Below are 23,814 nucleotides of genomic sequence, written 5' to 3' on the forward strand. Positions count from 1 at the left end.
GGTGTACCTCAGGCAGAACGAAGCGCGACGCCACTATAGGGCGCCCTATCCCTACTCCACCTTCACCCACATGGCCGGGCGCACGCCGCCGGTGCACCATCCATCCGCGAGGTTGCCGATCAATATGTTGTTGCCCTGGATGCCGATGTTGCCGTCGCCATGGATATACACCGCCTTGACGCCGACGCGGCCGGGCGACCGCAGCCACCACCACCAGATGCCGCCGCTCAGAAGCCTTGCGGTCCGCCTGCCGTTGTTGGCGTCTTTCCGCTCGAACCAGTATCGGCGCTTCCGCCCCTGGTCATAGAGCCTTGCGCTGCTGTCGCCGAAATAGCGGCAGACCGCCTCCTCGATGCTGAGCAGGAACACACGGTCCTCGGTGTCGGCGCCGCCAGCGGTGCCATACCACTGATTGTCGAGGTTCTTGTTGACGACCGGCACGATCCTCTGCCGTTCGGCCGCGCTGAACCGCTCGCAGAACGCGCCGTTGAGATAGCGCCTCAGGGCGCAGTCGGCCCAGGTGATATCGGTGTAGGCGTCGTGATAGGGGCGCTGCTCCAGGATATGCTCGGCAATCACCAGCGCCCTGTCGCCGTCAATGTCCAGCACGCGCCAGTCATGGCCGCCGAAGCGCAGCAACGCGCCAACCTCGATATCCGCCACGTGATCACTCCCCGCTTCAAGTTTACGCGGCGCCCTTCTCCCGGATCGGGAACAGCAGATCGAGCTGCAAGTCGTCCATCCGGCCGCCCTTGCGGATGAAGTTGTAGAAGTTCAGCGTCTCCTCGAACCCCTGCCCGGCCGCCGTCTCCGCCGACGTCCAGCGCGGCGAATCCCAGTCGTTGGCGTATCTGTCGCTGGCCTCGACCCAGGTCTTCAGCCGGCGCCAGTCCTCGAAATCCCACGACCGCAGCACATGGGCCGCATAGAGGCCTCCGTCGAAACGCCGCTTCACCAGCGGCGCGGGAACCGCCATCTCCTCGGGAATGGACACCCACACCTCATAGACATGCGACGGCTCCCCGACGGCCGCCGCCCCCTTGGAGCAGTCGAAGCCGAAGCTCCGGGCGTCGGGCTTGATCTCCAGCAACCGGTTGTCCGTGGCGAAGCGCGTGATCATGTCCAGGGCCTTGCCCTCGCAGCCCTCGCCGCTCGCAAAGGCGGCGGCCACGGTCATCGGCGGCAGATGGACGATCCGCACATCCCGGTCGGTCAGCTCGCCCAGAATGTCTTTTGCGTTGTCTAATTTTTCCATCGATATCTTCCGGGTTTTACTTTGGAACCATGAAAAGATGAACTGACGACAAAGTCCCGGCGCACTTAACACGCGCTCATCACGAGATAAAAGAACGGCTGGGCTCATGTTTTGCGCCCGGCTTGCCTCGGATGGCGCTCGTCCACTATTGTGGACGGATGAGCGACAATAACGACATCGACCGCCGCATCGGCGCCCGCATGAACCTGCTCGGCAAGGGGCTCCCATGCTGATCCGCGACGCCGAGGCGGCCGACATCGAGGGCATCGCCGCCATCTACAATCACGCCGTGGCGCACACCACCGCCATCTGGAACGATCAGGTGGTGGATGTCGCCAACCGCGCCGCCTGGCACGCCGACCGGCAGCGCCTCGGCTATCCCGTGCTGGTGGCGGTGGACGAGGCCGGCGCCGTGCTCGGCTACGCCTCCTTCGGCGACTGGCGCGCCTTCGACGGCTACCGCCACACGGTGGAGCATTCCGTCTACGTCCGGCACGACGCGCGCGGCCGGGGCATCGGCGAGGCGCTGATGCGCGAGTTGATCGCCCGCGCCCGGGCCATCGGCAAGCACGTGATGGTGGCCGGCATCGAGGCCGGCAACGCCACCTCCATCCGCCTGCACAGGAAGCTGGGCTTTGCCGAGGTCGGCCTTCTCCCGCAAGTCGGCATGAAGTTCGGCAAGTGGCTGGACCTCGCCTTCCTGCAACTGGTGCTGGACGACCGCGCCACCCCGGACGCGCCGCTCCCCTGACCGGGTTCCTTGCCGTTCTTCGCCGTTGACATGGCCCGTTTCCGCGGAGAGCCTCAAGGGCTCGCTGCAGCCGGAGGGTTGAAATGGTCCAGTCGATCGTCGAACTGCGCAACGTGCCCGGTACGGAGGCGGCCGTGGGTTGGGCCGGCGGCCACACGCTGGTAGTCGACCGTCCCGACGGCAAGGCCGGCGGCATGGGCCTCGGTTTCAACGGCGGACAGTTGCTCGCCCTGGCGATCGGCGGTTGCTACTGCAACGACCTTCGCTACGTGGCCCATAATCTCGGCGTCGAGATCGGGGAGATTTCCGTGACGGTGAAACTTGAGCTCGACGGCGCGCCGCTGGTCGCGACCAGCGCCGTCCTGTCCGTCAACTGCACGACATCGGATGGCTCCGACCCGAAGACCTTGATCGATCGGGCCTGGGCGATCTGCACCGTGGCGAACTCCCTCAATCGCGGCGTGCCGACAACGCTGACCGTGGTCTGATTCCGAGAGGAGAGCGGCATCGGCGACTGGGTGATCCGTCTGGTCCAGAAGCGGCGAACCCTTACCGGTGCGCCCTCAGCGTCTCCATCAACAGGCGCGCGGTTTCCGCCGACGACTGGGGGTTCTGACCGGTGACGAGGAGGTCGTCCCGCACGGCGTAGGACGCCCAGTCGGCACTCTTCGAGTAGAGGCCGCCCAGCGACTTCAGCTCGTCCTCCACCAGGAAGGGCACCACGTCGCTAAGGCCGACCGCCGCCTCTTCCGAGTTGGAAAAGCCGGTCACCTTCCTGCCCTCGACCAGCGGACGGCCGGCGGCGGTCCTGGCGCGCCTGAGGGCGCCCGGCGCATGGCACACCAGCCCCACCGGCTTGCGGGCGGCGAGGAAGCTTTCGATCAGCGCGATCGACGTCCTGTCCTCGGCGAGATCCCAGAGCGGACCATGGCCGCCGGGATAGAAGACGGCGTCGAAGTCGGCCTGATCAACATCCCTGAGCGGCACGGTGCTCGCCAGCGCCGCCATCGCCTCGGCATCGGCCTCAAAGCGGCGCGTTTCGTCGCTTTGCGAGTTCGGCTCGCTGCTCCGCGGGTCGAGCGGCGGCTGGCCGCCCTTGGGCGAGGCCAGCGTGATCTCGGCGCCGGCCTCCTTGAAGGCATAATAAGGGGCGGCCAGCTCCTCCAGCCAGAAGCCGGTCTTGTGGCCGGTGTCGCCGAGTTGGTCATGCGAGGTCAACACCATCAGGACTCTCATCGTCGCCTCCTTGCGTGTCGAGGGCAGCCGGCGGCCGCCATGCTCCCTCACACAGATGGTATCGCCGAGGCCTGCTCCAGAAACTTTCCTTCTCCGGAAACCATCCTTGCCATCGCCGTCCCGACCTGCTATCACTTTCCAATATCGGAAACCGTGAGGCCGCCATGCTGACGCTTTACCTCCATCCGCTCGCCTCCTTCTGCCACAAGGTGCTGATCGGCCTTTACGAGAACGGCACGCCCTTCGAGCCCCATATCGTCGATTTCAGCGATCCCGGCTCGGCCGCCGCCCATCTCGAGCGCTGGCCGGTGGGCAAGATCCCGGTGCTCTACGACGGCGCGACCGGCCGCCTCGTGCCGGAGACCAGCGTCATCGTCGAGTATCTCGCCCGGCATTACCCCGGCCCCGTCCGCCTGCTGCCCGACGATGCCGACGTGCTGCTCGACGTCCGCCTTTGGGACCGCTTCTACGACCTCTACGTCTCCGTCCCCATGCAGAAGATCGTCACCGACCGCCTGCGCCCCGAGGGCTTCAACGATCCGCATGGCGTCGCCGAGGCGCATGCCACGCTCGACACCGCCTATGCGATGATCGACGCGGAAATGGCCGGAAAGACCTGGGCGGCCGGCGACGCCTTCACCATGGCCGACTGCGCCGCCCTGCCCGCCCTGTTCTTCTCGTCCATCGTCCACCCATTCGGCGAGGATCGGCCGCATCTTGCCGCCTATTTCGAGCGGCTGATCGCCCGCCCGTCGGTGCGGCGCGTCATCGCCGAGGCCCGGCCCTATTTCCAGTTCTTTCCCTATAGGGAGGCAATGCCCGCCCGCTTCCTGGAGGAACCCGCATGACCGCCTTGGATACATCGGGCTTCGACCGGCTGTTTCAGGCGCTGGCCGACCCCTACCGCCGCGCCTTCGTCGAGCGGCTGTCGCGCGGGCCGGCGTCGGTCAGCGAGCTGGCCGAACCCGCCGACGTGCAACTGCCGGCCGTGCTCAAGCACCTGCGCGTGCTGGAGGACAGCGGCATCGTCGTCTCCGACAAGGCCGGGCGCACCCGCACCTACCGCATGCGGCCCGACGCCTTCGCGCCGGTCAGAAGCTGGATCGACCAGCGCCAGAGCGAGATGGCCGCCGCCTTCGACCGGCTGGCCGTGCTGATGGCCGAGACCCCTGAGGAGAAGGATCACTGATGGCCGTCGACCACCGCAGCTTCGTCATCACCCGGCGCCTGCCCGGCAGCCCCGGCCACGCCTTCCGCTTCTGGTCCGACCATGAGCTGAAGCGGCGCTGGACCTCCTGCCATCCCGACTGGACGGTGCTGGAGGACGTCTTCGACTTCCGCGTCGACGGCGGCGAACGCATGGTCTGGCGCATGCCCGACGGGACGGAGCAGGCCATGCTCGCCCATTTCCTGGAGATCCACCCGCGCCAGCGCATCGTCTACGCCTACACCATGCGGACATCAGGCGAGCCGATCTCCTCGTCGCTGGTAACGGTGGAGTTCGCGGCAAGCGACGCCGCCACCCTCATGACCTTCACCGAGCAGGCAGTGTTCCGCGACAAGGGCATCGGCGACATCCGCCAAGGCGGCACCGCCCTCGGCTTCGACCGCCTAGCGGAGGCGATGGCCGCCGACACTGCCCATCGCAGGGAGGCGGGCCACCCATGACCACTCCACCCCCCACCCTCGCCGACGCCATGGCGCGCTGGTCGCTCGCTGCCCCGGCCTTCGTCACCGAGACGGCCAGCAGCGTCATTTACCGGGTGGCGTACGCCAACCACGGCCCGGCCGCGCTGAAGCTGCTGAAGCCGGGCGCGGGCGATGACGAGGCGCGCGGCGGGGCGCTGCTCGCCTGGTATGGCGGGCATGGCGCGGCACGGGTGTTCGGCCTGGCGCCGGACGCGGTGCTGATGGAATGGCTCCCCGGGAAGACGCTGGGCGACCTTGCCCGCGCCGGCCGCGACGATCTCGCCACTTCCATTCTTGTCGATGTCGTCGAGCGGCTGCATGCCCGGCGCGCCACGCCGCCGCCGGAGCTGACGCCGCTCCGCCGGCGCTTCGCCTCGCTGTTCCGCACCGATCCGCGGCGCTGGCGGGCGGATGCCCGGCCGCTGGTGGCGCGGGCTGCCGCCGTCGCCGAGGGCCTTCTCGACGCGGACACATCGACCCAGCCGCTGCACGGCGACATCCACCACGACAACATCCTCGGCACCGGCGAGACTTGGGCGGCGATCGACCCCAAGGGCCTCATTGGCGACCCGGCCTATGACTATGCCAACAGCTTCCAGAACCCCGAGCGAGCCGAAGCGCTCGTCCTCGACCCCGCCCGTGTCGCCCGCCACGCCACGGCGCTCGCCGAGCGAACCGGCATCGCCCGCCGCCACCTCCTCGCCTGGGCCGTCGCCCACACCGCCCTGAGCGGCGCCTGGAATATCGAGGACGACAACCCCTTCGCCCATCAGGCGGCGATGCTGGCGCTGCTGCTGCCTATCTACGAAGCCGGTTGAACGCGCGTCTCCATCGGGCCGAATGAGATCTCGCCGATGCCGCGCGCCACGACCGCCTCCAGCACGGCCTCGGCATCGAGCGCCTGATGGACGTGATAGAGGCCGGGGGCCACGGGGCCTGCCAGGAACTCACCGATCTGCAGCGCCGCGAGGCGGGCCGTCACCAGCGCCTCCTCCGTGCCGGAAAAATGCACGCTCAGTGCCACCGGCTCCCCCTTGGACCAGCCGGACACCCGGACGCTGGCATTGCAGAGCGAACTGCCGAAGCGCAGCCGCTTGAAGAGGGCGGTGGTCACCCCGCGCACCAGCCGGCTTCCCGCGAAAACCCGCCCCAGGGCGAACAGGGCGGCGGTTGCGAGCGGCGACTCGAAGGCGACGCCCGTCCACGCCGCGTCGACCGGCAGGGTGCGCCCGAGGCTGTGCTGGTCGGAGAAGTCGACGGCGTGAAGCGTCCTCCGCCCCTCGCCGAAGCCGAAGTCCATGGGGGCGACGCGGCGGTCGCGGTGCTTGTCGAACACCTGTCCGGCCATCCAGTCGATGGCGGCGTCGCCGTGGCGATCGCCGAGCCCGAACAGCAGGCCGATGTCGATCCGCTCGATCCGGTCCAGCCGGGCGGCGCACCAGGCGGCCATGATGTTGGTGAGGCCGGGCGCTAGCCCCAGCGAGACGAGCGCCGCCGAGCGCCAGGGCGCCAGCCCCTCGACGCCCCGCAGGAACGCGTCGTTGGCGGTGATGTCCGCATAGTGGATGCCATGCGCGACCAGGAAGGCGACGAAGGCGAGATCCTCCTGGTCCATGCACATGACGACCCAGTCGATGCCATGGCAGGCCTGCTTCCAGGTTCGCGGGTCGTCGAGGTCGATCAGCACCGCCCGGCCGCCGATCGACCGCGCGAGCCGCTCGGCCTTGATCAGGTTCCGGCCGGCAACGACCACGTCGAGATCGCCGCGCTCGCCGAGCGCCCGGCAGATGCGGCTGCCGACGCTGCCGTAGCCGCCCACCACCAGAACCGCCCGGCGGGGAGACCCATCGTGCGAAACGCGGCTACCCGCCGCTATGGCTTCCCGTCGGTCATGCATCGTGACGCTTCCGCCTCTTCCTGCCGAAGGCATAGCCGGCGCCCGGCCGCGTGGCCCCGGATTTTCCTGGACCATCGGCCGGTTTTGTCCGGTATCGGACGGCCGGGGCCGGATGGCCCGAAACGCACCGGCGGCGGCGTGTTCCATTGCGGACATTTCATGGCAACATGTCCGGAAACGAGCGGCCCCAGGGCCTGCCCGCGCACCGACAGGAGGCGGCATTGACCATCGATCGGCGGGTCTTGAGAACCCGGACCGCCCTTTACGATGCCCTGGTCGACCTCATTCGCGAGCGCGACTATGAGGCGATCACCGTCGAGGACATCCTGGCGCGCGCCAATGTCGGCCGGTCCACCTTCTACGCCCACTTCAAGTCCAAGGACGAACTCCTGGAGAAAAGCCTGGAGCGGCTCAGGCAGGAGCTGATCGCGGCGGTCGAGGCAACGCCGGAGGCGACCATCTTCACGGTGACGCGCACGCTGTTCGAGCATGTCCATCGTCATCGCGACATCCACTTCGCCCTGGCGAAGGGAACACGCGGCGCGCTGCTGCACGAATCCATCGCCGCGAACTTCGCCCAGGTGGTGCGGACGCTGCTGCCGAACGCCCGCGGCGGATCGATCCCGCGCGAGCTCGCCATCTCGCATATCAGCGGCAGCTTCCTCTGCGTGCTGCGCTGGTGGATGGACCGCAACCCTTCCGTCACGCCGGCCGAGGCCGACGGCCTGTTCTGCCGGCTAGTCTTTTCCGGCCTGGGGGAGGAGTTCGGGGCCATCCCTGAGCCCCCGGAGCGCTGAGGCGCGGCCCCCGTTTTCCCGGACAAACGCCGCGCCGCCGTCCCGAACCGGACCGGCCGGCCGTTTCATGCCGGATCGGCGAGAGCGGGAAGCCCACCGCGTGAGCTAGCTATTTCGCATCAACAGCGAAAGGCTTTCACCGATGGTTTCATCTCTCCTCTCCAGCGCTCCCACCGGGTTGGTGTACCGGGCAACCGCGACCGCGCTCGCCATCCTCGTCATGACCTCGATCCACCACATCTACGGCGCCGAGATCTTCGACACGCCCTACCGGCTCCATATCGTCTACGTCAGCATCCCCGTCGCCCTCGTCATCCTCGGCTGCGTCGCGCTGGCCCGCCGCACCGCCAGCGCGGCGGTGGCCCGGGCGGCTTCCTGGCTCTTCGTCATCCTCACCGGTCTCTTCGCCATCGTGGCCGTCGGCTTCTACGAAGGCGGCTACAACCACGTCATCCCCAACATCCAGTATCTTCTAGGCGTGGAGCACACCCTCAGGGCCGGCCTCTACGAGCCGCCCGACGACCTCGTCTTCCAGCTTACCGGCGTGGCCCAGTTCGGCATCGCCCTGGTGGCAGCCTCAGCCCTCTGGCGCCTCCTCTCTCACCACGCCTGACCGACGTCGCGAGGCGATTGGCGCCACCCTCTTCTGGAACTTTGCCCGGCCCTCACGGTTGGTCGAGACACGATCCGGGAGCGAGGGCGATGGCGAGAAGCGACAAGGAAAGGAACACCGTCCGGGACGGAGCGGATCATGAACAAGGCGGCGAGGCGATGCCCGCCGGGCGCGACGCAGTGCCGTCGATCGCCCCGCTGCCCAGGATGTCCTTTGCCCATTCGGCCGGCTTCTGGCTGAAGGTGGCGCTGCCCACCTTCCTGAAGGGCCTCATCATCCGCCGCCCCTGGGCCGAGGCCATGGCCGAGCGCTTCGATCTCGACAGCCGGGCGGTGCGCTACATGGAAAAGCTCCATCGCGCCTATCAGGGCCGGAGCGTGCTCGTCCGCAACCCGATCCGGCCGCAGGCGGTTCTGTTCAGCGGCGACGACGTGAAGGCGGTTCTCGCCGGCACGCCCCAGCCCTTCACGCCGGCCTCCGACGAGAAGCGGGCCGCGCTCAGCCACTTCGGGCCGAAGCTGTCGCTGATCTCGCGCGGGGCCGACCGGCCGCCGCGCCGCGAACTCAACGAACGGGTGCTGGAAACCTCGGCCAGCGTCCACAGCCACGCCGAGATCTTCCGCACCATCGTCGCCATCGAAATGAACGCGGTGCTGACGCGGGCGGCGGAAAAGGGCGCGCTCGACTGGCCCATCTTCGCCGAGGGCTGGTTCCGCATGGTCCGCTCGATCGTGCTCGGCCCGTCGGCGCGCGACGATGTCGCCGTCAGCCGGCTCATGGCCCGGCTGCGCGGCCGCGCCAACTGGGCCTTCATGATGCCGAGGGACGAAGAGGCGCGGAACGAGCTGCTGTCGCGGCTTCAGGTCTACGTCAACGCGGCCGAGCCGGGCAGCCTCGCAGCCCTGGCGGCGGCGATGCCGGCCTCCGGCGCCGCCACCCACCAGATGACGCAGTGGCTGTTCGCCTTCGATCCGGCGGGCATGACGACGTTCCGGGCGCTGGCGCTGGTCGCGCCCAACAGGGAGGCCCTGTGGCAGAGCATGGAGGAGGTGCTGGGCGAGCGGCGCGACCTCGGCTTCCTCCGGGCCTCGGTCCTCGAGACCCTGCGTCTCTACCCCACCACGCCGGCCATCCTTCGCCAGACCACCCAGCCGGTGCTGCTTGCCTCGGGCGCGCTCCGGAAAGGCACCGGCGCGCTGATCTATGCGCCCTTCTTCCACCGGGCGTCGTCCGTGGAGGCGGCCGACCGCTTCCAACCGGCCCGCTGGATCGGCCGGGATGCCGAGGACCTCCTGCCCTTCGTGCCCTTCAGCGCCGGCGATGCCGTCTGCCCGGCCAAGAACCTGGTGCCGCTGCTCGCCGCCGAGGCGTTGCGCGCGCTGCTCTCGAACCACCGCTTCTTCATCCTCGAGCCCGGCTGGCTGAAGAGCGACCGGCCGCTCAAGGGCACGCTCAACCACTTCGCCATCCGCCTCGGGCTGGAACCGCTGCACCCGCCCGGGCCCGAGTGAGGAACTAGGCATCCTATATCGGCGTTGCACTTTGTTCTGCCCGAGATCCTCTGCCTGCGCAGAGGAAGACAGAATTATATAAGAGAAACAAATATATAGGCTGCCTTCCTCTGCGCAGGCAGAGGATCTCGGACCGCAAAGGGCGAGGCCGAACTATAGGGCTCCATCGGTCTCAAGCCTCTCTCACTTGCTGGTGCGTCCGGTCTGCTTCGCCTCCTCCCGCCGCTCTTCGTCCTCGTCCGAGCGCTTCAGGTCTTCCCGGACGTCGAAATCGTCCGGGGCGTTCTTGGTGTTCACCCGCTCCTCGATGATGCGGATCTGTTGCTTGTGCGTCTTGTTGCCGGCCATGTCGGCCTCCATCACTTGTTGGTGCGTCCGGTCTGTTTCGGATCGACGCCGCCTTCCGGCGTGACGTCGTTCTCGACGTCGCCCTCGAAGGTGTTGTCGCCGTCGAGCCCGCCATCGTCCTCGATGATCTCGCCGGCTCCGGTCGTGCCCCTGGAGGTGCCGATGCCGGGGTTCTCCTTGAGATCCTTGTCGGTGGGCTTCTCGGTCTTGAAATGCTGGCTGGTCATTTTCGCCTCCTCGCGTTCGTGGCTCATGCGTCTACGAACCGCCCTGACCCCAGGATGTTCCGGAGCATGTTCCGGAACAAATGCCGGCGATCGGGGTTGGCATTTTCCAACCGCCATCCAACCGCAAAGGAGCGAGCCATGGTCAACGGCAAGGGCGACAGCAAGCATTTCGGCAGGGGTTCGCAGGGCAAGGGCGACGGCACCGGCGCCATGACCGAGCTCGACAAGAACCTGGTGGGCGAGAACGACATCCTGTCGAACCGCGACAAGCAGCAGCATTCCAAGGAACGCGGCCAGGACGGCAACGCCATCAAGACCGACCTCGAACAGGATCACGCCGCCAACCGCCTGCCGCCGGATTGATCACACCCTCACGCTGGGCGGTCCGTCTCGCCGGCCGGCTCGGCCTCGTCGTCAGACTGCGCCTCCGGGAAAATGTTCCAGACGGCGATGAACAGGGCGGCGATCGCCGGGCCGACGACGAAGCCGTCCAGGCCGAACACCGCGAGGCCGCCCAGCGTCGAGATCAGCACCACGTAGTCGGGCAACCTGAGATCCTTGCCCACCAGCCTGGGGCGCAGGAGGTTGTCGACGAGGCCGATGACGAGTGCCCCGAACAGGATCAGCACCACGGCCTTCCAGATGGCGCCGGTGGCGAACAGATAGATCGCAACCGGCACCCAGACCGCCGCGGCGCCGATCGCCGGCAACAGCGACAGCGCCATCATCAGCACGCCCCACAAGAGCGGCGCGTGGACGCCGAGAAACCAGAAGATCAGGCCGCCGAGCAGGCCTTGCAGCGCGGCGATGAGGACGACGCCCTTGACGGTCGCCCGCACCACGGTGGTGAACTTGGCAAACAGCGCCCGCTTGTAGGCGGGGTTGAGCGGTACCGCCTTCCGGACCCGCAGGAACAGCCTGTCGCCGTCGCGGATGAGGAAGAAGGCCAGATAGAGCATCAGCGCCAGGCTGATGAAGAAGGCGACGGTCGACTGGCTGATACCGACGACCTGGGCGGCCACATATTGGCTTGCCACGGTCAGCGCGCCGCTCAACCGATCCTGAACGGCACCGAGCTCGCCGAAGCCATACTCGGCCAGGAAGTCCTTGGTCCAGGAGGGAAGCGCGTTGAACACGGCCTGGAAGTAGCCGCCGACATCGATCTCGCCGGATTTGATCTGTTCAAACATCGCCGCCGCCTCGTTCACCAGGGCGACGCTGATCAGCACCAGCGGCACGATGACCATCAGCAGCACAATGACGATGGTCGCCGTCGCAGCCATGTTCGGCCGGCCGGGCATGGCGCCGAGCAGGCGGCGGTTCAACGGCGCAAACAGGATCGCCACCACCGTGGCCCAGAGGATCGCGCCGAAGAACGGCCATAGCACCCAGGCAAAGGCCAGCGTGACCAGCACCGTCAGCAGCAGGAAGGATTTGCTTTCAAGGTTGCGCACCGGCCCTCCAGTCCGGGCAGGAGGAACATCCGGCAACCGGCCGGGTCATGCGGCGACCCCAGCCCGAGCGGAACCCTCCATCCGTGCAGGACCTAACGCACCGGCCCGGACATCGTTCCGAGTGTGGATGGGATGAAGTTCGGCCGGCTCTAGAACAGCTCGTCCAGCATCAGGTGGAACCGCAGCTTGCGCCGGTCCGGTCTGGCGATGCCGTAGCTCTGGAACAGTCGGTCTTGCAGCGCCGGGCCGAACTCGTGCAGGCAGTTCCAGAGGATGGCGAGATCCTGGTAGCGGTCGGCGATGCCGGCCCGGCCCACGTCGATGCAGCCGACCACCTCGCCCCCCTCGACGATCAGATTGTCCAGCGAGAAGTCGCCGTGGGTCACCACCGGGTCGGCGGCGAGCGGTAGCAGGGCTTGCAGCCCGTCCCACACGTCCTCGGCCGTCCAGCCCTGCCGCTCCTCGTCGAAGTCGCCGACGTCGACCAGCCCGGCGTCGATGCGGGCGCGGGCGACGGCGAGCCGCTGGGCATGGCCGGCGACAAAGGGGCAGTCGCTTACGGGGATGGCGTGCAGCCGCCTGAGGAAGGCGGCGAGCGCGTCGATGACATCAGGGCGGGCGTCGGGCTCGGCCACGAGAACCTGGTAGGCCGTCCGACCGGGCAGCGCCGTCATCAGCAGAAAGGCCTCGTGGGGCGTGCGCCGGAACTTGACGACGGCCGGCACCGGCAGGTGGGCGGCGAGCCAGTTGAGCCGCGCCGCCTCCTCGGTGATGGCGTCGGCCACGGCGTCGCGGCCATGCTTCAGATAGAGGTTGGGCGCCCCCGCCTTGCCGTGAAGGCGAAAAACGGCGCCGCCCGAGGCGCCGATGGTGTCCCGCGCCCAGGCATAGCCCGCCACCGCGGCGGCGAGGCTCGGCGGCACGGTCGGGCGGGCGTCGTCCCGGTCGGCGTCGGTCATCGAAGGGTTCCAGGCGATAGGATCAGATAGCCCCGAGGCTCGCCCGGCGCCCAACATAAGTGGGGTGCGGCGAGCGCCATCCCAAGGCCAAAAGACCCTGGGCCAGGATTATCGATGAAAAGAGGCCTTATTCCGGCCGCCAGCGGCGCAGCGCGTTGACGATGTCGCCGTCGATCTTGCCGGCCGCCACCATCTGCGACAGCATGGCAGAGGCCTCGTCCCGGTTCATGGCCGGGCGATAGGGTCGGCTCTCGATGAGGGCGCTGAACACGTCGCAGACGGTGACGCATCGCGTCCGCCAGGAGATGTCCGGCGCCGTCAGCCCAAAGGGATAGCCCGAACCATCGAGCCGTTCATGGTGGTGACGGATCACGTCCAGCACCGCGTTCCAGCCGATGATCCGCGTATCGCTGAGGCTGTCGTAGCCGATTTCCGAATGGCTGCGGATGGCGTCGATCTCCGTCTTGCGGAGACGCCGCGTCGCGTTCAGAAGGCTGGTGGGCACTGCCAGCTTGCCGATGTCGTGCAGCAGCGCGCCGACAAAGAGAACGGCGTGCTCGCTGCCGTCGACGCTCATGTCACGGGCGACGTGGACGACGAGCTTCGTGGTCTTCAGCGAATGGGCGAAGATATAGCCGCAGTGGCGCCTCAGCCTCGTCAGCATCGGAACGGCGCCGGCGTCGGCGAGATACTGGTGCACGCGGCCGATGGTGGCGGCGTCGCATCCGCTCCGCGTCAGCGCGGCATGGATGAGCAGCGACGTTCGCCTGTCGGGATAGCTCATGTCCTGGAGGTTGGCGGCCGGCACGGCGGACCCGGCGTCCGACGATAGGAGGCGGGAGGCTTTTCCCGCGTCAGCGGCAATCCGACTTGAGGACACATGCGGGGACACGTCGCTACCCAGCCTTTCGCACTCTGATCTTCCTGAAAGCGAAACGACGAGGCCCGGCCTCGCCGTCATCGCCGGCCCAGAATAGAGAAAACTCGCGAGCCATGTGGTAATGCGCTTTTTGTCCAGGCCGGCGCTTTTTGTCCACGCAGGCGGCTGCCCGCCGCGACGACGCGCGCCAAGCGCGCATCTATTCCGTCTGCCTCAACCTGAAGAAGAAGTATTCCATCTACATATCACACCATTGATATGTATTCAGTCGTTCGCAGCTTAGTCTCGACCACGAGGGGCCAAGTCCGGTGGAGCAATTCCCATGACGGCGAAGCGCAATCTTGTCCGGTCATTTGCACATGACAAGGAGATGGACGGTTCCGATGACCTGAGTTCACGAAAAACTCTATACCTCGGCGTCTCCCCTGTCCGTATTTTCCTTGACAGCGCCCTGTGCATCGCGTGTCTTGTCGCCGGTTGGCTGCGGTATTGACGAGGGAGACATGCGAGGGATCGGCGGCCGCTCCGGCCGGACAAGCTTCAGCAGCGAATATCGCGGCCTGGACGAGGTCAGAACCCTCTTCACCGGCGTTTACGGCCCGTCGGTCAGCCTGACCGGCTCGAGCGACGGCAACTTCAGTTTCAGGACGTCCATCGTCCGCGACGGGGCGCTTTGGCTCAGCCACTGCCACACGGGCGACGACCTCACCGCGTCCTTCGACACCGACCGCGACGACATCGTCATCCTCACCAAGCTCAGGGGCGACTTCGCCATTCGCACGCGGTGCGGCGACCAGCCGCAGTCCCGCGATGTCGGCTTCGTCTTCCCCATGAACCACACGACCGGCTATTCCTCGACCAGATCGACGGCCACCACGGCCTTGCAGATCGGGCGTGACGACTTTGACGCCGCCTTGCGCCAATATGCCGAGGACGCTCCGGTCCGCTGGTCGGGCATGCAGGACTTTTCTCTGGGCAGCAGGGTCGGCCACCTGATGCAGGCCCTGTCCGCCGCCTATCGCGAAAGCTTCGAGGCCGGCGGTCACGCCTCCGAGGCGAGCCTCGACCTCATCCGCAGCGCCACCATCGTCGCCATCGCCGAACTGGTCGACCGGGGACACGACGGCCACCGCCGGGAGAAGCTGGTCGCCTCGCGGCGGAACGTCATGCGGGCCGTCGAGCTGATCGCCAGCCAGACCGCGCCGCTGACCATCCACGACCTCGCCTCCTCCCTCGACATCAGCGTGCGCGCCCTGCAGGACGGCTTTCGCAAGCACCTCAACGCCTCGCCGCACAACGTGCTGAAGAACGGGCGGATCGAGGGCGCGCGGCGCGACCTCCTGTCCGGCAAGGTGGGGTCCGTTCGCGACGCGGCGGCGCGCTGGGGCTTCACCAACATCGCAAGGTTCGCCCACGACTATCAGTCCGTCGTCGGCGAGACGCCCAGGGAAACGCTGGGCTTTCTGCCCCACCGCGACGAGGGGGCGTCCTAGCGCGCTCCAAGCATGTGGGGAGACCGATATCAGCCTCACCATTCTTCCGTCCTGAGGTCCTGCGCCTCACGCCCAGGATGATAGCTCGATAGAAAGGGACGCCTCTCTATCCGATTGTTTCATATATATAATTCTCCTGTCATCCTTGCGAAGCGAGGACCTCCGGACGGTGCGGCGATCGACTGATCTCTATCCCCCTCACCGCGTCGGCCTCTCCGAAAACCGCGCCTCCAGCGGCGCGAGCGTGTCCGGCCTTGCCTCGGTCAGGATGCCGTAGAGCTCGGGCCGCCTTCCCCTGATCCAGCGCTGGCCGGTGCATTTGTCGAGCAGGCCGAGGTCGAGATCGGCGCTGACCATGTCGTCGCCGGCCTCCGAGGTCTCCACGATGATCCGGCCATAGGGGTCGAGGATCATGGCGTTGCCGGTGCGCACCTCGTCCTCGTCCTGGCCGATGCCGTTGCTGAAGATCAGGAACAGGCCGTTGTCATGAGCGCGGGACGGCAGCCAGCGCATCAGCCAGCCGCGGCCGTTCGGCCCGAGGATTTCCGCCTGGATGGCGGCGGGGTCCTCCTGCCGGCGCGCCCATGTATCCAAGGGAATGTGCTTCATGCCCTCGGGGCTCACAGAGTTGCAGCCGCCCGTCTGGTGCGGCGCAATCAACAGCTCCGCGCCCATGAGCGCCGTCGCCCGCGCGTTCTCGACGAGGTTGTTGTCCCAGCAGATCAGGATGCCCGCCCGGATGCCCCAGGGCGTGTCGAACACAGTGTAGCGGTCGCCGCTTGAAATCAGCTTGTGCTCGAAGGCGTGGAGCTTGCGGTGGCAATGCAGCGCGCCGTCCGGCAGGCAGACGGCATAGGCGTTGTAGAGCCTGTCGTCGTCGCCGCGCTCCAGAAAGCCCGCGCCGATGGCGATGCCCTGCTGGCGGGCCAGGGCGGCCACGGCGGTGATCGACGGCCCGGAAAGCGGCTCGGCCAGCGCGGCAAGCCCCGCCGCGTCGAGCTTGGGCACGTGCCAATAGCCGGTGATGCACATTTCCGGAAAGACGACGAGCTGGCTGCCGGCCCGGAGCGCCCGCCGCGTGAACTCGGCGATGCGCTGAAGATTATAGGCCTTGTCGCCGGCCCGATGCTGGAACTGCACGCTGGAAACCCTGAGCGTCATGGCGCGTCCTCCTTGGTTGCCCCGAGCTTGCTCTCTCCGCCTCCCATCTGTAAAATGACAAATTGTCCTGAAATTATTCGGCTATGGAATGGATCTGAAGCTTCTCCGCGCCTTCACCGAACTGGTCGACGCCGGCCACTATGGCAAGGCGGCGGCAAAGCTCTGCGTCACCCAGTCGACGCTCAGCAAGCAGATCCAGGCGCTGGAAGCGACCATCGGCGGCGCGCTGTTCGAGCGCGGCCGGCACGGCGCCAAGCCGACAGCCCTCGGCGAAGTGTTGCTCGCCGAGGCGCGGCCGCTCTTGCGTTTGAGCGAAGAAGCCGACCTGCGGCTGAAGCGCGCCAGCGCCGGCCTCACTGGCCGGCTCGACATCGGCTTCGGCATCTCCACATTGGTCGCCGCGCCGGCGCTGATCGCCGGCTTCCGCCGCGCCGTGCCGGACTGCGAGATCACCCTCAACGACATGTCCTCGCGCGAGCAGCACGAGCGCCTCCTGGCCGGCCGGCTCGACCTCGGCTTCTGCCGCAAGCCGGAAGCGGACGACCTCTCCTTCGCGCCCATCCTCACCGAGCATCTGGCGCTGGTGGTGCCGCAGGGCGTCGCCCTGCCGCCGCCCGACCGGCTCGACGATCTCAACGCCCTCGGCTTCGTGGCCCTCGCCTCCCGCCGCGGCCCCGGTCTCGACGCCCAGGTCACCGCCTGGTGCCGGGGCGCCGGCTTCACGCCGCGCGTCATCCAGCAGGCCGACGACATCCTCACCGTCCACGCCGTGGTGGCCGCCGGCCTCGGCGCCGCGCTTCTCCCCCTGCAAGGTGTCGAAGCCCTCGGCGCCCGCACCCAATCCATGCGGCTTCCGGGCGCACACGCGAGCTGGCCGATCGGCCTTTGCTGGCGCACCGCCAACAGCAACCCGCTGCTCAAAAGGTTCGTGGAGCATGTGAGGGGAGAACCGGAAAGCCTCGACACGGCGCCCTATAGTTCGGCCCCGCCCTTTCCGGCCTGAGGTCCTCGCTTTCGCAAGGATGACAGCATGATAGAAACGGGCGCCTCACTATCCGCTTGTTTCCTAAATATAATCCTCCTGTCATCCTCGCGCAGGCGAGGACCTCAGGCAGAATAGAGTGCAACGACGATATAGGGCGCCTGCTTCTTCACTCCGGCTTGTACCCCGGCTTCTTGTACAGCCGATCCATCTGCGGCTCGATCTCCGGACGATACACCGCGCTGACCCACTCGGCCGCCGGCAGGTCTTCGATGGCGACGGAGACGGAGCTTTCCTTGCAGCCGATGCCGTCCATGATCGCCTGGGTGACCAGCTCAGCGGTACGGCGCTTCTGCTCTTCGCTCCGGCCCTCGATCATCTTGATGACGACATGCGGCATGGCTTCCTCCTTGGCAGTTCCAGCGCGTCATGTTGCCGCTGTTGATCCCGCCTTTCCAGATGAAAGATCGGAGGAGGCGGGGGAGACTGATATCACCCGCTCGCTCTACCTTCCCGAGATCCCGGCCTTCGCCAGGATGACAGCCTGATAGCAATGGGTGCCTCGCTATCCATCTGTTTCCTAAATATAATTCTCCTGTCATCCTCGCGCAGGCGAGGACCTCAGGCAGAACAGAGCAATCGGCCGATATGGGTCTCCCGCAAAAGCCCGCGCCGACGTGTGAAACTCGCTGGGGTGAGTCATATGGCGACGGGTTCGAGAACCGGAGCGGAGCGGACTTCAAGCAGCTCCAGCAAAAGTGGGAACCGGTTTTGCGTCCGGAGTTGCGTCTTGGAAAACCACCCGTGAGCACCGGAAGCGCAGAACACTAGACCAAGGCATCCGCCCGAAAAGTTGCAGACTTTTCGGATCAAGCGGATGCCAGGGATGGCCGCCCCAGTAGAGTTTCACGCGATGCGGCCGAACCAGAGCATGGAGAGGCACCCCGCCGCGAGCGCGAACAGGGCGCCGATGCCGGCGAAGATGAAGGAGATTTCGGTCAGCTTGGTCTCGGTGACGAGCTTGGCCGACAGCGACTGGTAGACCTGCGTGAGGTCCTCGGAGGAGCGGGCCTCGAAGAACTGGCCCTCGGTGATGCGGGCGATGGTCTTCAGCGTTTCGAGGTCGGGCTGGGTGCGCCAGGAACCGCCCTCGACGGCCACCACGTCTCCGCTCGGCGAGCCGAAGCCCACGGTATAGACGCGCACGCCATAGTCGGCGGCGGTCTGCCCGGCCTTGATGGGATCGGGGCCGGTGGTGGTGCCGCCATCGGTCAGGAGGACGATCACCGCGTTCTGGTAGGAGCCCGGCGGCACCGGGATGTGCGGCATCTTCTCCACCGTGCTCTCCGGATCGTCCAGCGACCGGCTGGGTGGCTTGGGCGCGCTGTCCGGCGGCCCCAGGCTGTCCTCAATGCCCTCGAAATCCTCGTCGGGGAAGATGGTGGCGAGCGAGGTCAGCACGCCCGAGCCCACCGCCGTGCCGCGCCGCGTCTCGAAGCGGTCGATCGCCTGCGACAGCGCCTCGCGGTCGAGGGTGGGCGGCTGCACCAGATAGGCGGCGGAGGCGAACACCACGATGCCGATCTGCACGTCGGCCGGCTGGCCGGCGATGAACTCCTTGGCGGCCGCCTGCGAGGCGGCGATGCGCGACGGCGGCACGTCCTGCGCCCGCATGGAGCCGGATACGTCCATGGCGAGAATGGTGGTGGCGCGCGAGGAGGCGAGCGTCATCACCGCCGCCGGCCGGGCGACGGCGAGGATCAGCACGGCGATGGCGATGAGCAACAAGGCGGGCGGCACATGGCGGCGCCAGCCCGCGCCCCGGCCCATGGCCTGCCTGACCATGGCGAGGTTGGAGTAGCGGACGGCCGTCCGCTTCCGCCGCCGGAGCATGAGGATATAGAGCCCGATCATCAGCGGAACGAGCAGCAACAGCCAGAGCATGGGCATCCAGATGAAGGTCATGGCGTCACCCTCTTAGTCACCTCCCTGGGCGCCTGCCCCAAAACTCGCTGGGCGAGGCAGATAGCGATGGTTTCGAGAACCGGAGCGGAGCGAACTTTGGGGTTCGTGAGCACCGGAAGCGCAGAAATCGAAGCTAGATGCCCGCCCCAGTAGAGTTTTGGGACAGGCGCCCCGGCAGGCCGCCGCCCAGCCCGGCGCCCATCCTGCGCAGATCGGCAAAGCGCAGGATGGCGTCGAGCAGGTCGTCGGCGGTGGACAACTCCAGCACATCCGTTCCGGCCCGCCCGAAGGCATCGTAAAGCGCCGCTTCCCGCCGCTCCGCCTCGGCCAGGAAGCGCCGGCGGAAGCCCCGGTCGGCGGTGTCGACGAAAAGCTGCTCGCCGCTTTCGGCATCCTCGATGAGCATCATTCCGAGGTTGGGCAGCGCGCCTTCCAGCGGATCGAAAAGCCGCACCGCCACCACCTCGTGGTGCCGGCTCAACTCGGCGAGCGCCCGTTCCCAGCCGGGTCGGGAGATGAAGTCTGACAGCACGAAGACCAGCGACCGCCGCTTCAGCGCCTTGAGCGACCGGCCGAGGAAAGCGCCGAGGTCGGTCTCCGGCGCGCGCAACAGGCGCGGGTGGGTGAGGACCTTGGCGAGGAGATGCAACACGTGCCGGCGACCGCCGCGCGGCGGCACCACGAACTCGTCGATGCCGTTGAACAGGATGGCGCCGGCCATGTTGCCCCGCCGGGTCAAGAGGCGAGCCAGCACGGCGGTGAACTCGGCCAGCACCTGCCGCTTGCTGATCTCGCCCGAGCCGAAATCCACCGAGGGGCTCAAATCGAGCAGGAACCAGGCGGTCAGCTCGCGCTCCTCGTTGTAGACGCGCACATGCGGCTCGCCGGTGCGCGCCGTCACGTTCCAGTCGATGTGGCGCACGTCGTCATGGGCCTGATAGGCGCGTAGATCGGCGAGATCGAGGCCCATGCCACGGAACAGCGTGCGATAGTCCCCCTGCAGCAGTCCGTCGAGCCGGCGGACCACCGTCCACTCCAATCGGCGGAGCACCGATTCAGCCTGATGCGGCGACGCGGACATGGGCCTCCAGGGGTTTGTCGGGGGCGGGAACGGCTTTCAGGATGGCCGAGACGATGTCGTCGGCGGACACGGACTCCGACAGCGCCTCGTAGGACAGCACGACGCGGTGGCGCAGCACGTCGGCGGTGACGTCGATCACGTCTTCCGGCAGCACGTAGTCGCGGCCGCGCAACAGGGCGAGCGCCCGCCCGGCGGCGATCATGCCGATGGTGGCGCGCGGCGAGGCGCCATAGAGGATCAGCCGGGAAAGATCCTTGAGGCCGGCGAGGTCCGGCGTCCGTGTGGCCGCCACCACGCGCACCGCGAACTGGATCAGCGACGGGTCGACGTAGATCTGCCGGCAGCGGGCCTGCAGCGCCATGAGCTGGCCGGCATCGGTCACCCGCGCCACAGTCGGCGGCGGGGCGATCGACCGGGAGACGATGACGAACTCCTCCTCCTCGCTGGGGTAGCCGACCAGCACCTTCATCATGAAGCGGTCGACCTGCGCCTCCGGCAGCGGATAGGTGCCCTCGGTCTCGATCGGGTTCTGCGTCGCCATCACCACGAAGGGGCTGGGCACCTTGTGCGTCTCGCCGGCAATCGTCACCTGCCGCTCCTGCATCACTTCGAGGAGCGCGCTCTGCACCTTGGGCGGCGCGCGATTGATCTCGTCGGCGAGCAGCAGGTTGGCGAAGGCCGGGCCGAGCGAGGTGGTGAACTCGCCGGATTTCTGGTTGTAGATGCGAGTGCCTACGAGATCGGACGGCACCAGGTCGGGTGTGAACTGAATGCGCTTGAAGCTGCCCCGGATCACCTCGGCCAGCGTGTTGACGGTCAGCGTCTTGGCAAGGCCCGGCACGCCCTCGACGAGAAGATGCCCGCCGGAAAGAAGGGCGATCAGCACCCGCTCCAGGAAATGGTCCTGGCCGACGACGACCTTCTTCACCTCATAGAGGATCTGCTCCATCTGCTGGGCCGCCTCGGGGGCGGAAACGGCGGGTTCGGTCATCGGCGGTCCTTTCCAAAATCAAAGCGGTGACTCCCCGAGCCCGCCCATGGCGTTTTCGATCGGCACGGCGAAGCCGATGCCGGCGAAGGTGCGGACGCCTGAGGGGTTGACGATGGCGGTGACGATGCCCACCACCTCGCCGTCGGCGTTGACCAGCGGCCCGCCGGAGTTGCCGGGGTTGGCCGCCGCGTCGAACTGGATGAGGTTGCCGAGCACCCGGCCCCCCTCTTCGTCGCCGAACTGCCGCTTCAGGCCCGACACCACGCCGGCGGTAGCCGAGGGGCCGATGCCGAAGGGAAAACCCACGGCCAGCACGTCGTCGCCGGGCCGGAGGTTGGCGGTGGAAGAGAGCGTCGCCGGCTGGAGGTCGTCGGGCAGCACGTCCGGCTGGAGAACGGCGAGGTCGTGCTCCGGCTGGGCGCCGACGATCAGCGCGTCGGACTCGGTGCCGTCGGCAAACACCACCCGGAGGCTGGGGGCGGCGGCCGCGACATGCAGGTTGGTGAGGATGGTTCCCCTCTCGTTGATGACCACGCCGGTGCCGACGGCCGAGAACCTCTTGTGGTAGTCCTCGTCGACGCCGTCCTTGGCGGCGGGCGACGACCTGAGATCGGGCGGCAGCGGGCCGTCTTCGGGCGTGTCGCCCAATCTGTCGTCCGCCTTGCCGTCGGGCTTATTGCCCGTGGGATCGAAGCCGTTCACCTCGACCACCGAGCCAATGATCTTGGCATAGGCGACCGAGGCCACCGAGGGCGGACGGGGCCGCTCGTCGAGTGCGAAGTTGACGGCCGCGTTGAGCTGCGGCTGGGTGAGACGCTGCGGCGCCGGCTCTGCGAACTGGTAAAGGCCGACCAGGGCGAGCGTCGTCGCCACGCTGATCGCCACCAGGAGCGGCCCCTGGTGCCGGCCGTAGAAGCCGGTCCAGCGGGCGCCGAGGCGCTGCCGGAGCGGCGGCTCGTCATGGTCGAAAGGGGTGATGAAGGCGGGCGTGGTGTCGTCGGGCGCAGGCCGCGTTGCATCGCCCGCCGCGCGCGGTTTGCCGGACCTGCTGATGATCGGCCGCTTCTTCATGGTCGGTTCCCCCTGATCGGGTTGGAAGCCGGGAGACCTGAACGCGCCTGATACGTGCTGAGTACGTAGAACAACGAGGGTACGGAAAAGCGGTTCCCCTGCCAACGACAAATGCCGCCCGGCGCCCGCCGCTCTCGCAAATGTGAAAATATGAGGCAGGATTAAACGGACGGCAGGTCGCACCGGTGAGATTCGCTATCCTATTGTTTTGTTTATATATAGCTCTGTCATCCCCGCGCAGGCCGCTTGAGTTCGCTCGCGAGTTCAAGGTGGACCTCAGGCAGGATGGAACGCAACGTCGATATCGCGCTCCACTCCACAAACAGCATCGCCGCGACCACCAGGTGATCGCGGCGACAGCTATTCGGGATGTACCTCGCGTCAGAGCGTGACGGCGAGCTCGTCGAGCTGGGTCAGGCAGGTGCCCCAGCCCTCGGCAAAGCCCATGTCCTCGTGCTTCTTCCTGTCCTCGGGGCTCTTGTGGCGCACCAGCGCCCGGTAGCGCGTGCCGCCGGCCACCGCTTCCATGGTGATGTCGGCGGTGAGGAAGGCCTCGGCGTTGGGGCGGAACAGCGGCCCGAGGCCGTCCGTCCAGACCAGCCGCCGCTCCGGCTCGACCAGCAGCAGGCAGCCGGGCTTGTCGGGGAAGGCCTCGCCCTCGGGCGAGCACATGACGATGTTGAACACGCCGCCGGGGATGAGCTCCATCTCCGCCTTGACCACGCCATAGGGGCGCGGCGCGAACCATTGCTTCAGAAGCTCCGGCTCGGTCCAGGCGCGCCAGAGCTGGGCCGGGCTGGCCTTCACCGTGCGTTCGAGCAGCAGGTCCAGATCCTTATTCAGTTCCATCGGGCGTTTCCTTCTTCGCCAGGGTTTCGACAAGAAAGTCCAGCCGGTCGAGCCGGTCCTCCCAGATGCGGCGCTCCCGCTCTAGCCAGTTTTGCGCCACCACGAGCGCGTTGGGGCGCAACTCGCACATGCGCACCCGCCCCACCTTGCGGGAGACGATGATGTCGGAGCTTTCCAGCACGCGCATGTGTTTCAGGAAGCTGGGCAGCGCCATGTCGTGGTGCTGCGCCAGATCGCCGACGCGGGCCGGCCCGCTGGCGAGTTGGGCGATGATGGCGCGGCGGGTGCCGTCGGCCAGGGAGTGGAAGATGCGATCAAGGTTATCCATATGGCTAACTAATCACGAGAGGCAGCACCCTGTCAAGACAGTTATCCATTTGGCTAAGTTTTATCGCCGCAAGCGGATTATCATGTTGATTTATATAGATTAATCGTCATCCCCGCGAAGGCCGCTTGAACTCGCGCGCGAATTCAAGGTGGACCTCGGGCAGGAAGGAGCTCGGCGCCACTATCGCGCTCCCTGCACCACCGCCCGATATCAACGGCTCGCTCTACCGTCCTGAGGTTCTTGCCTTCGCGAGAATGACAGTCTTATGGAGAGGGG

29 protein-coding genes are annotated in these 23,814 nt (G+C 67.1%); 12 read left to right on the forward strand and 17 right to left on the reverse strand.

Going from position 1 to position 23,814, the window contains the following annotated elements; translation table 11 throughout:
• Nucleotides 1–51: 51 nt before the first annotated feature.
• Together CXZ10_RS15045 and CXZ10_RS15050 are read right to left on the reverse strand one after the other, a co-directional pair.
• Complete coding sequence (locus CXZ10_RS15045; RefSeq protein WP_101290172.1) at nucleotides 52–663, reverse strand: DUF6273 domain-containing protein; 612 nt, start codon at nucleotides 661–663, stop codon at nucleotides 52–54.
• 22 nt (nucleotides 664–685) lie between these two features.
• Nucleotides 686–1,255, reverse strand: coding sequence for an effector binding domain-containing protein (locus tag CXZ10_RS15050; protein WP_101290173.1), 570 nt, complete (start codon nucleotides 1,253–1,255; stop codon nucleotides 686–688).
• Between the two features lie 226 nt (nucleotides 1,256–1,481).
• Between CXZ10_RS15050 and CXZ10_RS15055 the strand changes: the two genes are divergently transcribed.
• Nucleotides 1,482–2,006: a GNAT family N-acetyltransferase gene (locus CXZ10_RS15055; protein ID WP_101290174.1), complete on the forward strand. Its 525-nt coding sequence runs from the start codon at nucleotides 1,482–1,484 to the stop codon at nucleotides 2,004–2,006.
• Nucleotides 2,007–2,089: 83 nt separating this feature from the next.
• Nucleotides 2,090–2,494: an OsmC family protein gene (locus CXZ10_RS15060; protein ID WP_101290175.1), complete on the forward strand. Its 405-nt coding sequence runs from the start codon at nucleotides 2,090–2,092 to the stop codon at nucleotides 2,492–2,494.
• A 61-nt stretch (nucleotides 2,495–2,555) separates the two neighbouring features.
• Here the strand turns inward: CXZ10_RS15060 and CXZ10_RS15065 are convergent, their stop codons facing one another.
• Nucleotides 2,556–3,242, reverse strand: coding sequence for a type 1 glutamine amidotransferase domain-containing protein (locus CXZ10_RS15065; RefSeq protein ID WP_101290176.1), 687 nt, complete (start codon nucleotides 3,240–3,242; stop codon nucleotides 2,556–2,558).
• A gap of 164 nt (nucleotides 3,243–3,406) precedes the next feature.
• Between CXZ10_RS15065 and CXZ10_RS15070 the strand changes: the two genes are divergently transcribed.
• Genes CXZ10_RS15070 through CXZ10_RS15085 form a run of 4 tightly spaced genes read left to right on the forward strand, consistent with a single transcriptional unit; the run spans nucleotide 3,407 to nucleotide 5,749 of the window.
• A complete protein-coding gene (locus CXZ10_RS15070) occupies nucleotides 3,407–4,090 on the forward strand; it encodes a glutathione S-transferase family protein (RefSeq protein WP_101290177.1) in 684 nt (227 codons plus the stop codon).
• On the forward strand, nucleotides 4,087–4,431 hold the full coding sequence (locus CXZ10_RS15075) for an ArsR/SmtB family transcription factor (protein ID WP_101290178.1): 345 nt from the start codon (nucleotides 4,087–4,089) through the stop codon (nucleotides 4,429–4,431). The genes CXZ10_RS15070 and CXZ10_RS15075 overlap by 4 nt, the downstream gene beginning before the upstream one ends.
• A complete protein-coding gene (locus tag CXZ10_RS15080) occupies nucleotides 4,431–4,910 on the forward strand; it encodes an SRPBCC domain-containing protein (RefSeq protein WP_101290179.1) in 480 nt (159 codons plus the stop codon). Before CXZ10_RS15075 ends, CXZ10_RS15080 begins: the two co-directional genes overlap by 1 nt.
• Nucleotides 4,907–5,749 carry an aminoglycoside phosphotransferase family protein gene (locus CXZ10_RS15085; protein WP_101290180.1) on the forward strand — a complete coding sequence of 281 codons (843 nt, stop codon included), beginning with the start codon at nucleotides 4,907–4,909 and terminating at the stop codon, nucleotides 5,747–5,749. Before CXZ10_RS15080 ends, CXZ10_RS15085 begins: the two co-directional genes overlap by 4 nt.
• On the opposite strand, the gene CXZ10_RS15090 is transcribed toward CXZ10_RS15085, so the two are convergent.
• Nucleotides 5,734–6,828 carry a saccharopine dehydrogenase NADP-binding domain-containing protein gene (locus tag CXZ10_RS15090; protein WP_180336011.1) on the reverse strand — a complete coding sequence of 365 codons (1,095 nt, stop codon included), beginning with the start codon at nucleotides 6,826–6,828 and terminating at the stop codon, nucleotides 5,734–5,736. The genes CXZ10_RS15085 and CXZ10_RS15090 overlap by 16 nt on opposite strands.
• 221 nt (nucleotides 6,829–7,049) lie before the next feature.
• Here CXZ10_RS15090 and CXZ10_RS15095 point away from each other — a divergent pair, with 221 nt between their 5' ends.
• The 3 genes from CXZ10_RS15095 to CXZ10_RS15105 all read left to right on the forward strand — a co-directional run bounded on the left by CXZ10_RS15095 (nucleotide 7,050) and on the right by CXZ10_RS15105 (nucleotide 9,749).
• Nucleotides 7,050–7,625, forward strand: coding sequence for a TetR/AcrR family transcriptional regulator (locus CXZ10_RS15095; protein WP_180336012.1), 576 nt, complete (start codon nucleotides 7,050–7,052; stop codon nucleotides 7,623–7,625).
• 142 nt (nucleotides 7,626–7,767) lie between these two features.
• Nucleotides 7,768–8,238: a hypothetical protein gene (locus CXZ10_RS15100; protein ID WP_143741535.1), complete on the forward strand. Its 471-nt coding sequence runs from the start codon at nucleotides 7,768–7,770 to the stop codon at nucleotides 8,236–8,238.
• A gap of 89 nt (nucleotides 8,239–8,327) precedes the next feature.
• Nucleotides 8,328–9,749 carry a cytochrome P450 gene (locus CXZ10_RS15105; protein WP_101290184.1) on the forward strand — a complete coding sequence of 474 codons (1,422 nt, stop codon included), beginning with the start codon at nucleotides 8,328–8,330 and terminating at the stop codon, nucleotides 9,747–9,749.
• 183 nt (nucleotides 9,750–9,932) lie between these two features.
• Here CXZ10_RS15105 and CXZ10_RS21580 read toward each other — a convergent pair whose 3' ends face one another.
• Both CXZ10_RS21580 and CXZ10_RS15110 read right to left on the reverse strand, forming a co-directional pair.
• Nucleotides 9,933–10,097: a hypothetical protein gene (locus tag CXZ10_RS21580; protein WP_180336013.1), complete on the reverse strand. Its 165-nt coding sequence runs from the start codon at nucleotides 10,095–10,097 to the stop codon at nucleotides 9,933–9,935.
• Nucleotides 10,098–10,108: 11 nt separating this feature from the next.
• On the reverse strand, nucleotides 10,109–10,324 hold the full coding sequence (locus tag CXZ10_RS15110) for a hypothetical protein (RefSeq protein WP_101290185.1): 216 nt from the start codon (nucleotides 10,322–10,324) through the stop codon (nucleotides 10,109–10,111).
• Nucleotides 10,325–10,462: 138 nt separating this feature from the next.
• On the opposite strand from CXZ10_RS15110, the gene CXZ10_RS15115 reads away from it, so the two are divergent.
• Nucleotides 10,463–10,687, forward strand: coding sequence for a hypothetical protein (locus tag CXZ10_RS15115; RefSeq protein WP_101290186.1), 225 nt, complete (start codon nucleotides 10,463–10,465; stop codon nucleotides 10,685–10,687).
• Between the two features lie 8 nt (nucleotides 10,688–10,695).
• Here CXZ10_RS15115 and CXZ10_RS15120 read toward each other — a convergent pair whose 3' ends face one another.
• From CXZ10_RS15120 to CXZ10_RS15130, 3 genes are all read right to left on the reverse strand, one after another.
• Nucleotides 10,696–11,778: an AI-2E family transporter gene (locus CXZ10_RS15120; RefSeq protein WP_101290187.1), complete on the reverse strand. Its 1,083-nt coding sequence runs from the start codon at nucleotides 11,776–11,778 to the stop codon at nucleotides 10,696–10,698.
• Between the two features lie 149 nt (nucleotides 11,779–11,927).
• Nucleotides 11,928–12,737, reverse strand: coding sequence for an APH(3')-I family aminoglycoside O-phosphotransferase (locus CXZ10_RS15125; protein WP_101290188.1), 810 nt, complete (start codon nucleotides 12,735–12,737; stop codon nucleotides 11,928–11,930).
• 127 nt (nucleotides 12,738–12,864) lie between these two features.
• Nucleotides 12,865–13,545 (reverse strand): HD-GYP domain-containing protein, encoded by a 681-nt coding sequence (locus CXZ10_RS15130; RefSeq protein WP_180336014.1) that lies wholly within the window; start codon nucleotides 13,543–13,545, stop codon nucleotides 12,865–12,867.
• A 575-nt stretch (nucleotides 13,546–14,120) separates the two neighbouring features.
• Here CXZ10_RS15130 and CXZ10_RS15135 point away from each other — a divergent pair.
• The gene (locus CXZ10_RS15135; protein ID WP_101290190.1) at nucleotides 14,121–15,110 is read left to right on the forward strand and encodes a helix-turn-helix transcriptional regulator; all 990 of its coding nucleotides are present in this window, start codon (nucleotides 14,121–14,123) and stop codon (nucleotides 15,108–15,110) included.
• Between the two features lie 198 nt (nucleotides 15,111–15,308).
• Here the strand turns inward: CXZ10_RS15135 and CXZ10_RS15140 are convergent, their stop codons facing one another.
• Nucleotides 15,309–16,271: a nitrilase family protein gene (locus CXZ10_RS15140; protein ID WP_101290191.1), complete on the reverse strand. Its 963-nt coding sequence runs from the start codon at nucleotides 16,269–16,271 to the stop codon at nucleotides 15,309–15,311.
• An 88-nt stretch (nucleotides 16,272–16,359) separates the two neighbouring features.
• Here CXZ10_RS15140 and CXZ10_RS15145 point away from each other — a divergent pair, with 88 nt between their 5' ends.
• Nucleotides 16,360–17,274: a LysR family transcriptional regulator gene (locus CXZ10_RS15145; protein ID WP_101290192.1), complete on the forward strand. Its 915-nt coding sequence runs from the start codon at nucleotides 16,360–16,362 to the stop codon at nucleotides 17,272–17,274.
• 148 nt (nucleotides 17,275–17,422) lie between these two features.
• On the opposite strand, the gene CXZ10_RS15150 is transcribed toward CXZ10_RS15145, so the two are convergent.
• The 7 genes from CXZ10_RS15150 to CXZ10_RS15180 form a co-directional block, all read right to left on the reverse strand.
• A complete protein-coding gene (locus CXZ10_RS15150; protein ID WP_101290193.1) occupies nucleotides 17,423–17,653 on the reverse strand; it encodes a tautomerase family protein in 231 nt (76 codons plus the stop codon).
• Nucleotides 17,654–18,159: 506 nt separating this feature from the next.
• A complete protein-coding gene (locus tag CXZ10_RS15155; protein ID WP_101290194.1) occupies nucleotides 18,160–19,218 on the reverse strand; it encodes a VWA domain-containing protein in 1,059 nt (352 codons plus the stop codon).
• 133 nt (nucleotides 19,219–19,351) lie between these two features.
• On the reverse strand, nucleotides 19,352–20,299 hold the full coding sequence (locus CXZ10_RS15160; RefSeq protein ID WP_101290195.1) for a DUF58 domain-containing protein: 948 nt from the start codon (nucleotides 20,297–20,299) through the stop codon (nucleotides 19,352–19,354).
• Nucleotides 20,274–21,290 (reverse strand): AAA family ATPase, encoded by a 1,017-nt coding sequence (locus CXZ10_RS15165; RefSeq protein WP_101290196.1) that lies wholly within the window; start codon nucleotides 21,288–21,290, stop codon nucleotides 20,274–20,276. The genes CXZ10_RS15160 and CXZ10_RS15165 overlap by 26 nt, the downstream gene beginning before the upstream one ends.
• An 18-nt stretch (nucleotides 21,291–21,308) precedes the next feature.
• The gene (locus tag CXZ10_RS15170) at nucleotides 21,309–22,361 is read right to left on the reverse strand and encodes a S1C family serine protease (RefSeq protein WP_101290197.1); all 1,053 of its coding nucleotides are present in this window, start codon (nucleotides 22,359–22,361) and stop codon (nucleotides 21,309–21,311) included.
• A 381-nt stretch (nucleotides 22,362–22,742) separates the two neighbouring features.
• On the reverse strand, nucleotides 22,743–23,210 hold the full coding sequence (locus CXZ10_RS15175; protein ID WP_101290198.1) for an SRPBCC family protein: 468 nt from the start codon (nucleotides 23,208–23,210) through the stop codon (nucleotides 22,743–22,745).
• Nucleotides 23,197–23,538 carry an ArsR/SmtB family transcription factor gene (locus tag CXZ10_RS15180; protein ID WP_101290199.1) on the reverse strand — a complete coding sequence of 114 codons (342 nt, stop codon included), beginning with the start codon at nucleotides 23,536–23,538 and terminating at the stop codon, nucleotides 23,197–23,199. Before CXZ10_RS15180 ends, CXZ10_RS15175 begins: the two co-directional genes overlap by 14 nt.
• Between the last annotated feature and the right edge of the window lie 276 nt (nucleotides 23,539–23,814).

Source organism: Pleomorphomonas diazotrophica, from assembly GCF_002844595.1.
Taxonomy (GTDB): Bacteria; Pseudomonadota; Alphaproteobacteria; order Rhizobiales; family Pleomorphomonadaceae; genus Pleomorphomonas; species Pleomorphomonas diazotrophica.

Excerpts from the sequence above, each read along its gene's own strand:
- CXZ10_RS15050 (WP_101290173.1), bottom strand. The coding sequence starts at position 1,255 with ATGGAAAAATTAGACAACGCAAAAGACATTCTGGGCGAGCTGACCGAC.
- CXZ10_RS15055 (WP_101290174.1), top strand. The coding sequence starts at position 1,482 with ATGCTGATCCGCGACGCCGAGGCGGCCGACATCGAGGGCATCGCCGCC.
- CXZ10_RS15060 (WP_101290175.1), top strand. The coding sequence starts at position 2,090 with ATGGTCCAGTCGATCGTCGAACTGCGCAACGTGCCCGGTACGGAGGCG.
- CXZ10_RS15065 (WP_101290176.1), bottom strand. The coding sequence starts at position 3,242 with ATGAGAGTCCTGATGGTGTTGACCTCGCATGACCAACTCGGCGACACC.
- CXZ10_RS15070 (WP_101290177.1), top strand. The coding sequence starts at position 3,407 with ATGCTGACGCTTTACCTCCATCCGCTCGCCTCCTTCTGCCACAAGGTG.
- CXZ10_RS15075 (WP_101290178.1), top strand. The coding sequence starts at position 4,087 with ATGACCGCCTTGGATACATCGGGCTTCGACCGGCTGTTTCAGGCGCTG.
- CXZ10_RS15080 (WP_101290179.1), top strand. The coding sequence starts at position 4,431 with ATGGCCGTCGACCACCGCAGCTTCGTCATCACCCGGCGCCTGCCCGGC.
- CXZ10_RS15085 (WP_101290180.1), top strand. The coding sequence starts at position 4,907 with ATGACCACTCCACCCCCCACCCTCGCCGACGCCATGGCGCGCTGGTCG.
- CXZ10_RS15090 (WP_180336011.1), bottom strand. The coding sequence starts at position 6,828 with ATGCATGACCGACGGGAAGCCATAGCGGCGGGTAGCCGCGTTTCGCAC.
- CXZ10_RS15100 (WP_143741535.1), top strand. The coding sequence starts at position 7,768 with ATGGTTTCATCTCTCCTCTCCAGCGCTCCCACCGGGTTGGTGTACCGG.
- CXZ10_RS15105 (WP_101290184.1), top strand. The coding sequence starts at position 8,328 with ATGGCGAGAAGCGACAAGGAAAGGAACACCGTCCGGGACGGAGCGGAT.
- CXZ10_RS21580 (WP_180336013.1), bottom strand. The coding sequence starts at position 10,097 with ATGGCCGGCAACAAGACGCACAAGCAACAGATCCGCATCATCGAGGAG.
- CXZ10_RS15110 (WP_101290185.1), bottom strand. The coding sequence starts at position 10,324 with ATGACCAGCCAGCATTTCAAGACCGAGAAGCCCACCGACAAGGATCTC.
- CXZ10_RS15115 (WP_101290186.1), top strand. The coding sequence starts at position 10,463 with ATGGTCAACGGCAAGGGCGACAGCAAGCATTTCGGCAGGGGTTCGCAG.
- CXZ10_RS15125 (WP_101290188.1), bottom strand. The coding sequence starts at position 12,737 with ATGACCGACGCCGACCGGGACGACGCCCGCCCGACCGTGCCGCCGAGC.
- CXZ10_RS15135 (WP_101290190.1), top strand. The coding sequence starts at position 14,121 with ATGCGAGGGATCGGCGGCCGCTCCGGCCGGACAAGCTTCAGCAGCGAA.
- CXZ10_RS15140 (WP_101290191.1), bottom strand. The coding sequence starts at position 16,271 with ATGACGCTCAGGGTTTCCAGCGTGCAGTTCCAGCATCGGGCCGGCGAC.
- CXZ10_RS15145 (WP_101290192.1), top strand. The coding sequence starts at position 16,360 with ATGGATCTGAAGCTTCTCCGCGCCTTCACCGAACTGGTCGACGCCGGC.
- CXZ10_RS15150 (WP_101290193.1), bottom strand. The coding sequence starts at position 17,653 with ATGCCGCATGTCGTCATCAAGATGATCGAGGGCCGGAGCGAAGAGCAG.
- CXZ10_RS15155 (WP_101290194.1), bottom strand. The coding sequence starts at position 19,218 with ATGACCTTCATCTGGATGCCCATGCTCTGGCTGTTGCTGCTCGTTCCG.
- CXZ10_RS15160 (WP_101290195.1), bottom strand. The coding sequence starts at position 20,299 with ATGTCCGCGTCGCCGCATCAGGCTGAATCGGTGCTCCGCCGATTGGAG.
- CXZ10_RS15165 (WP_101290196.1), bottom strand. The coding sequence starts at position 21,290 with ATGACCGAACCCGCCGTTTCCGCCCCCGAGGCGGCCCAGCAGATGGAG.
- CXZ10_RS15170 (WP_101290197.1), bottom strand. The coding sequence starts at position 22,361 with ATGAAGAAGCGGCCGATCATCAGCAGGTCCGGCAAACCGCGCGCGGCG.
- CXZ10_RS15175 (WP_101290198.1), bottom strand. The coding sequence starts at position 23,210 with ATGGAACTGAATAAGGATCTGGACCTGCTGCTCGAACGCACGGTGAAG.
- CXZ10_RS15180 (WP_101290199.1), bottom strand. The coding sequence starts at position 23,538 with ATGGATAACCTTGATCGCATCTTCCACTCCCTGGCCGACGGCACCCGC.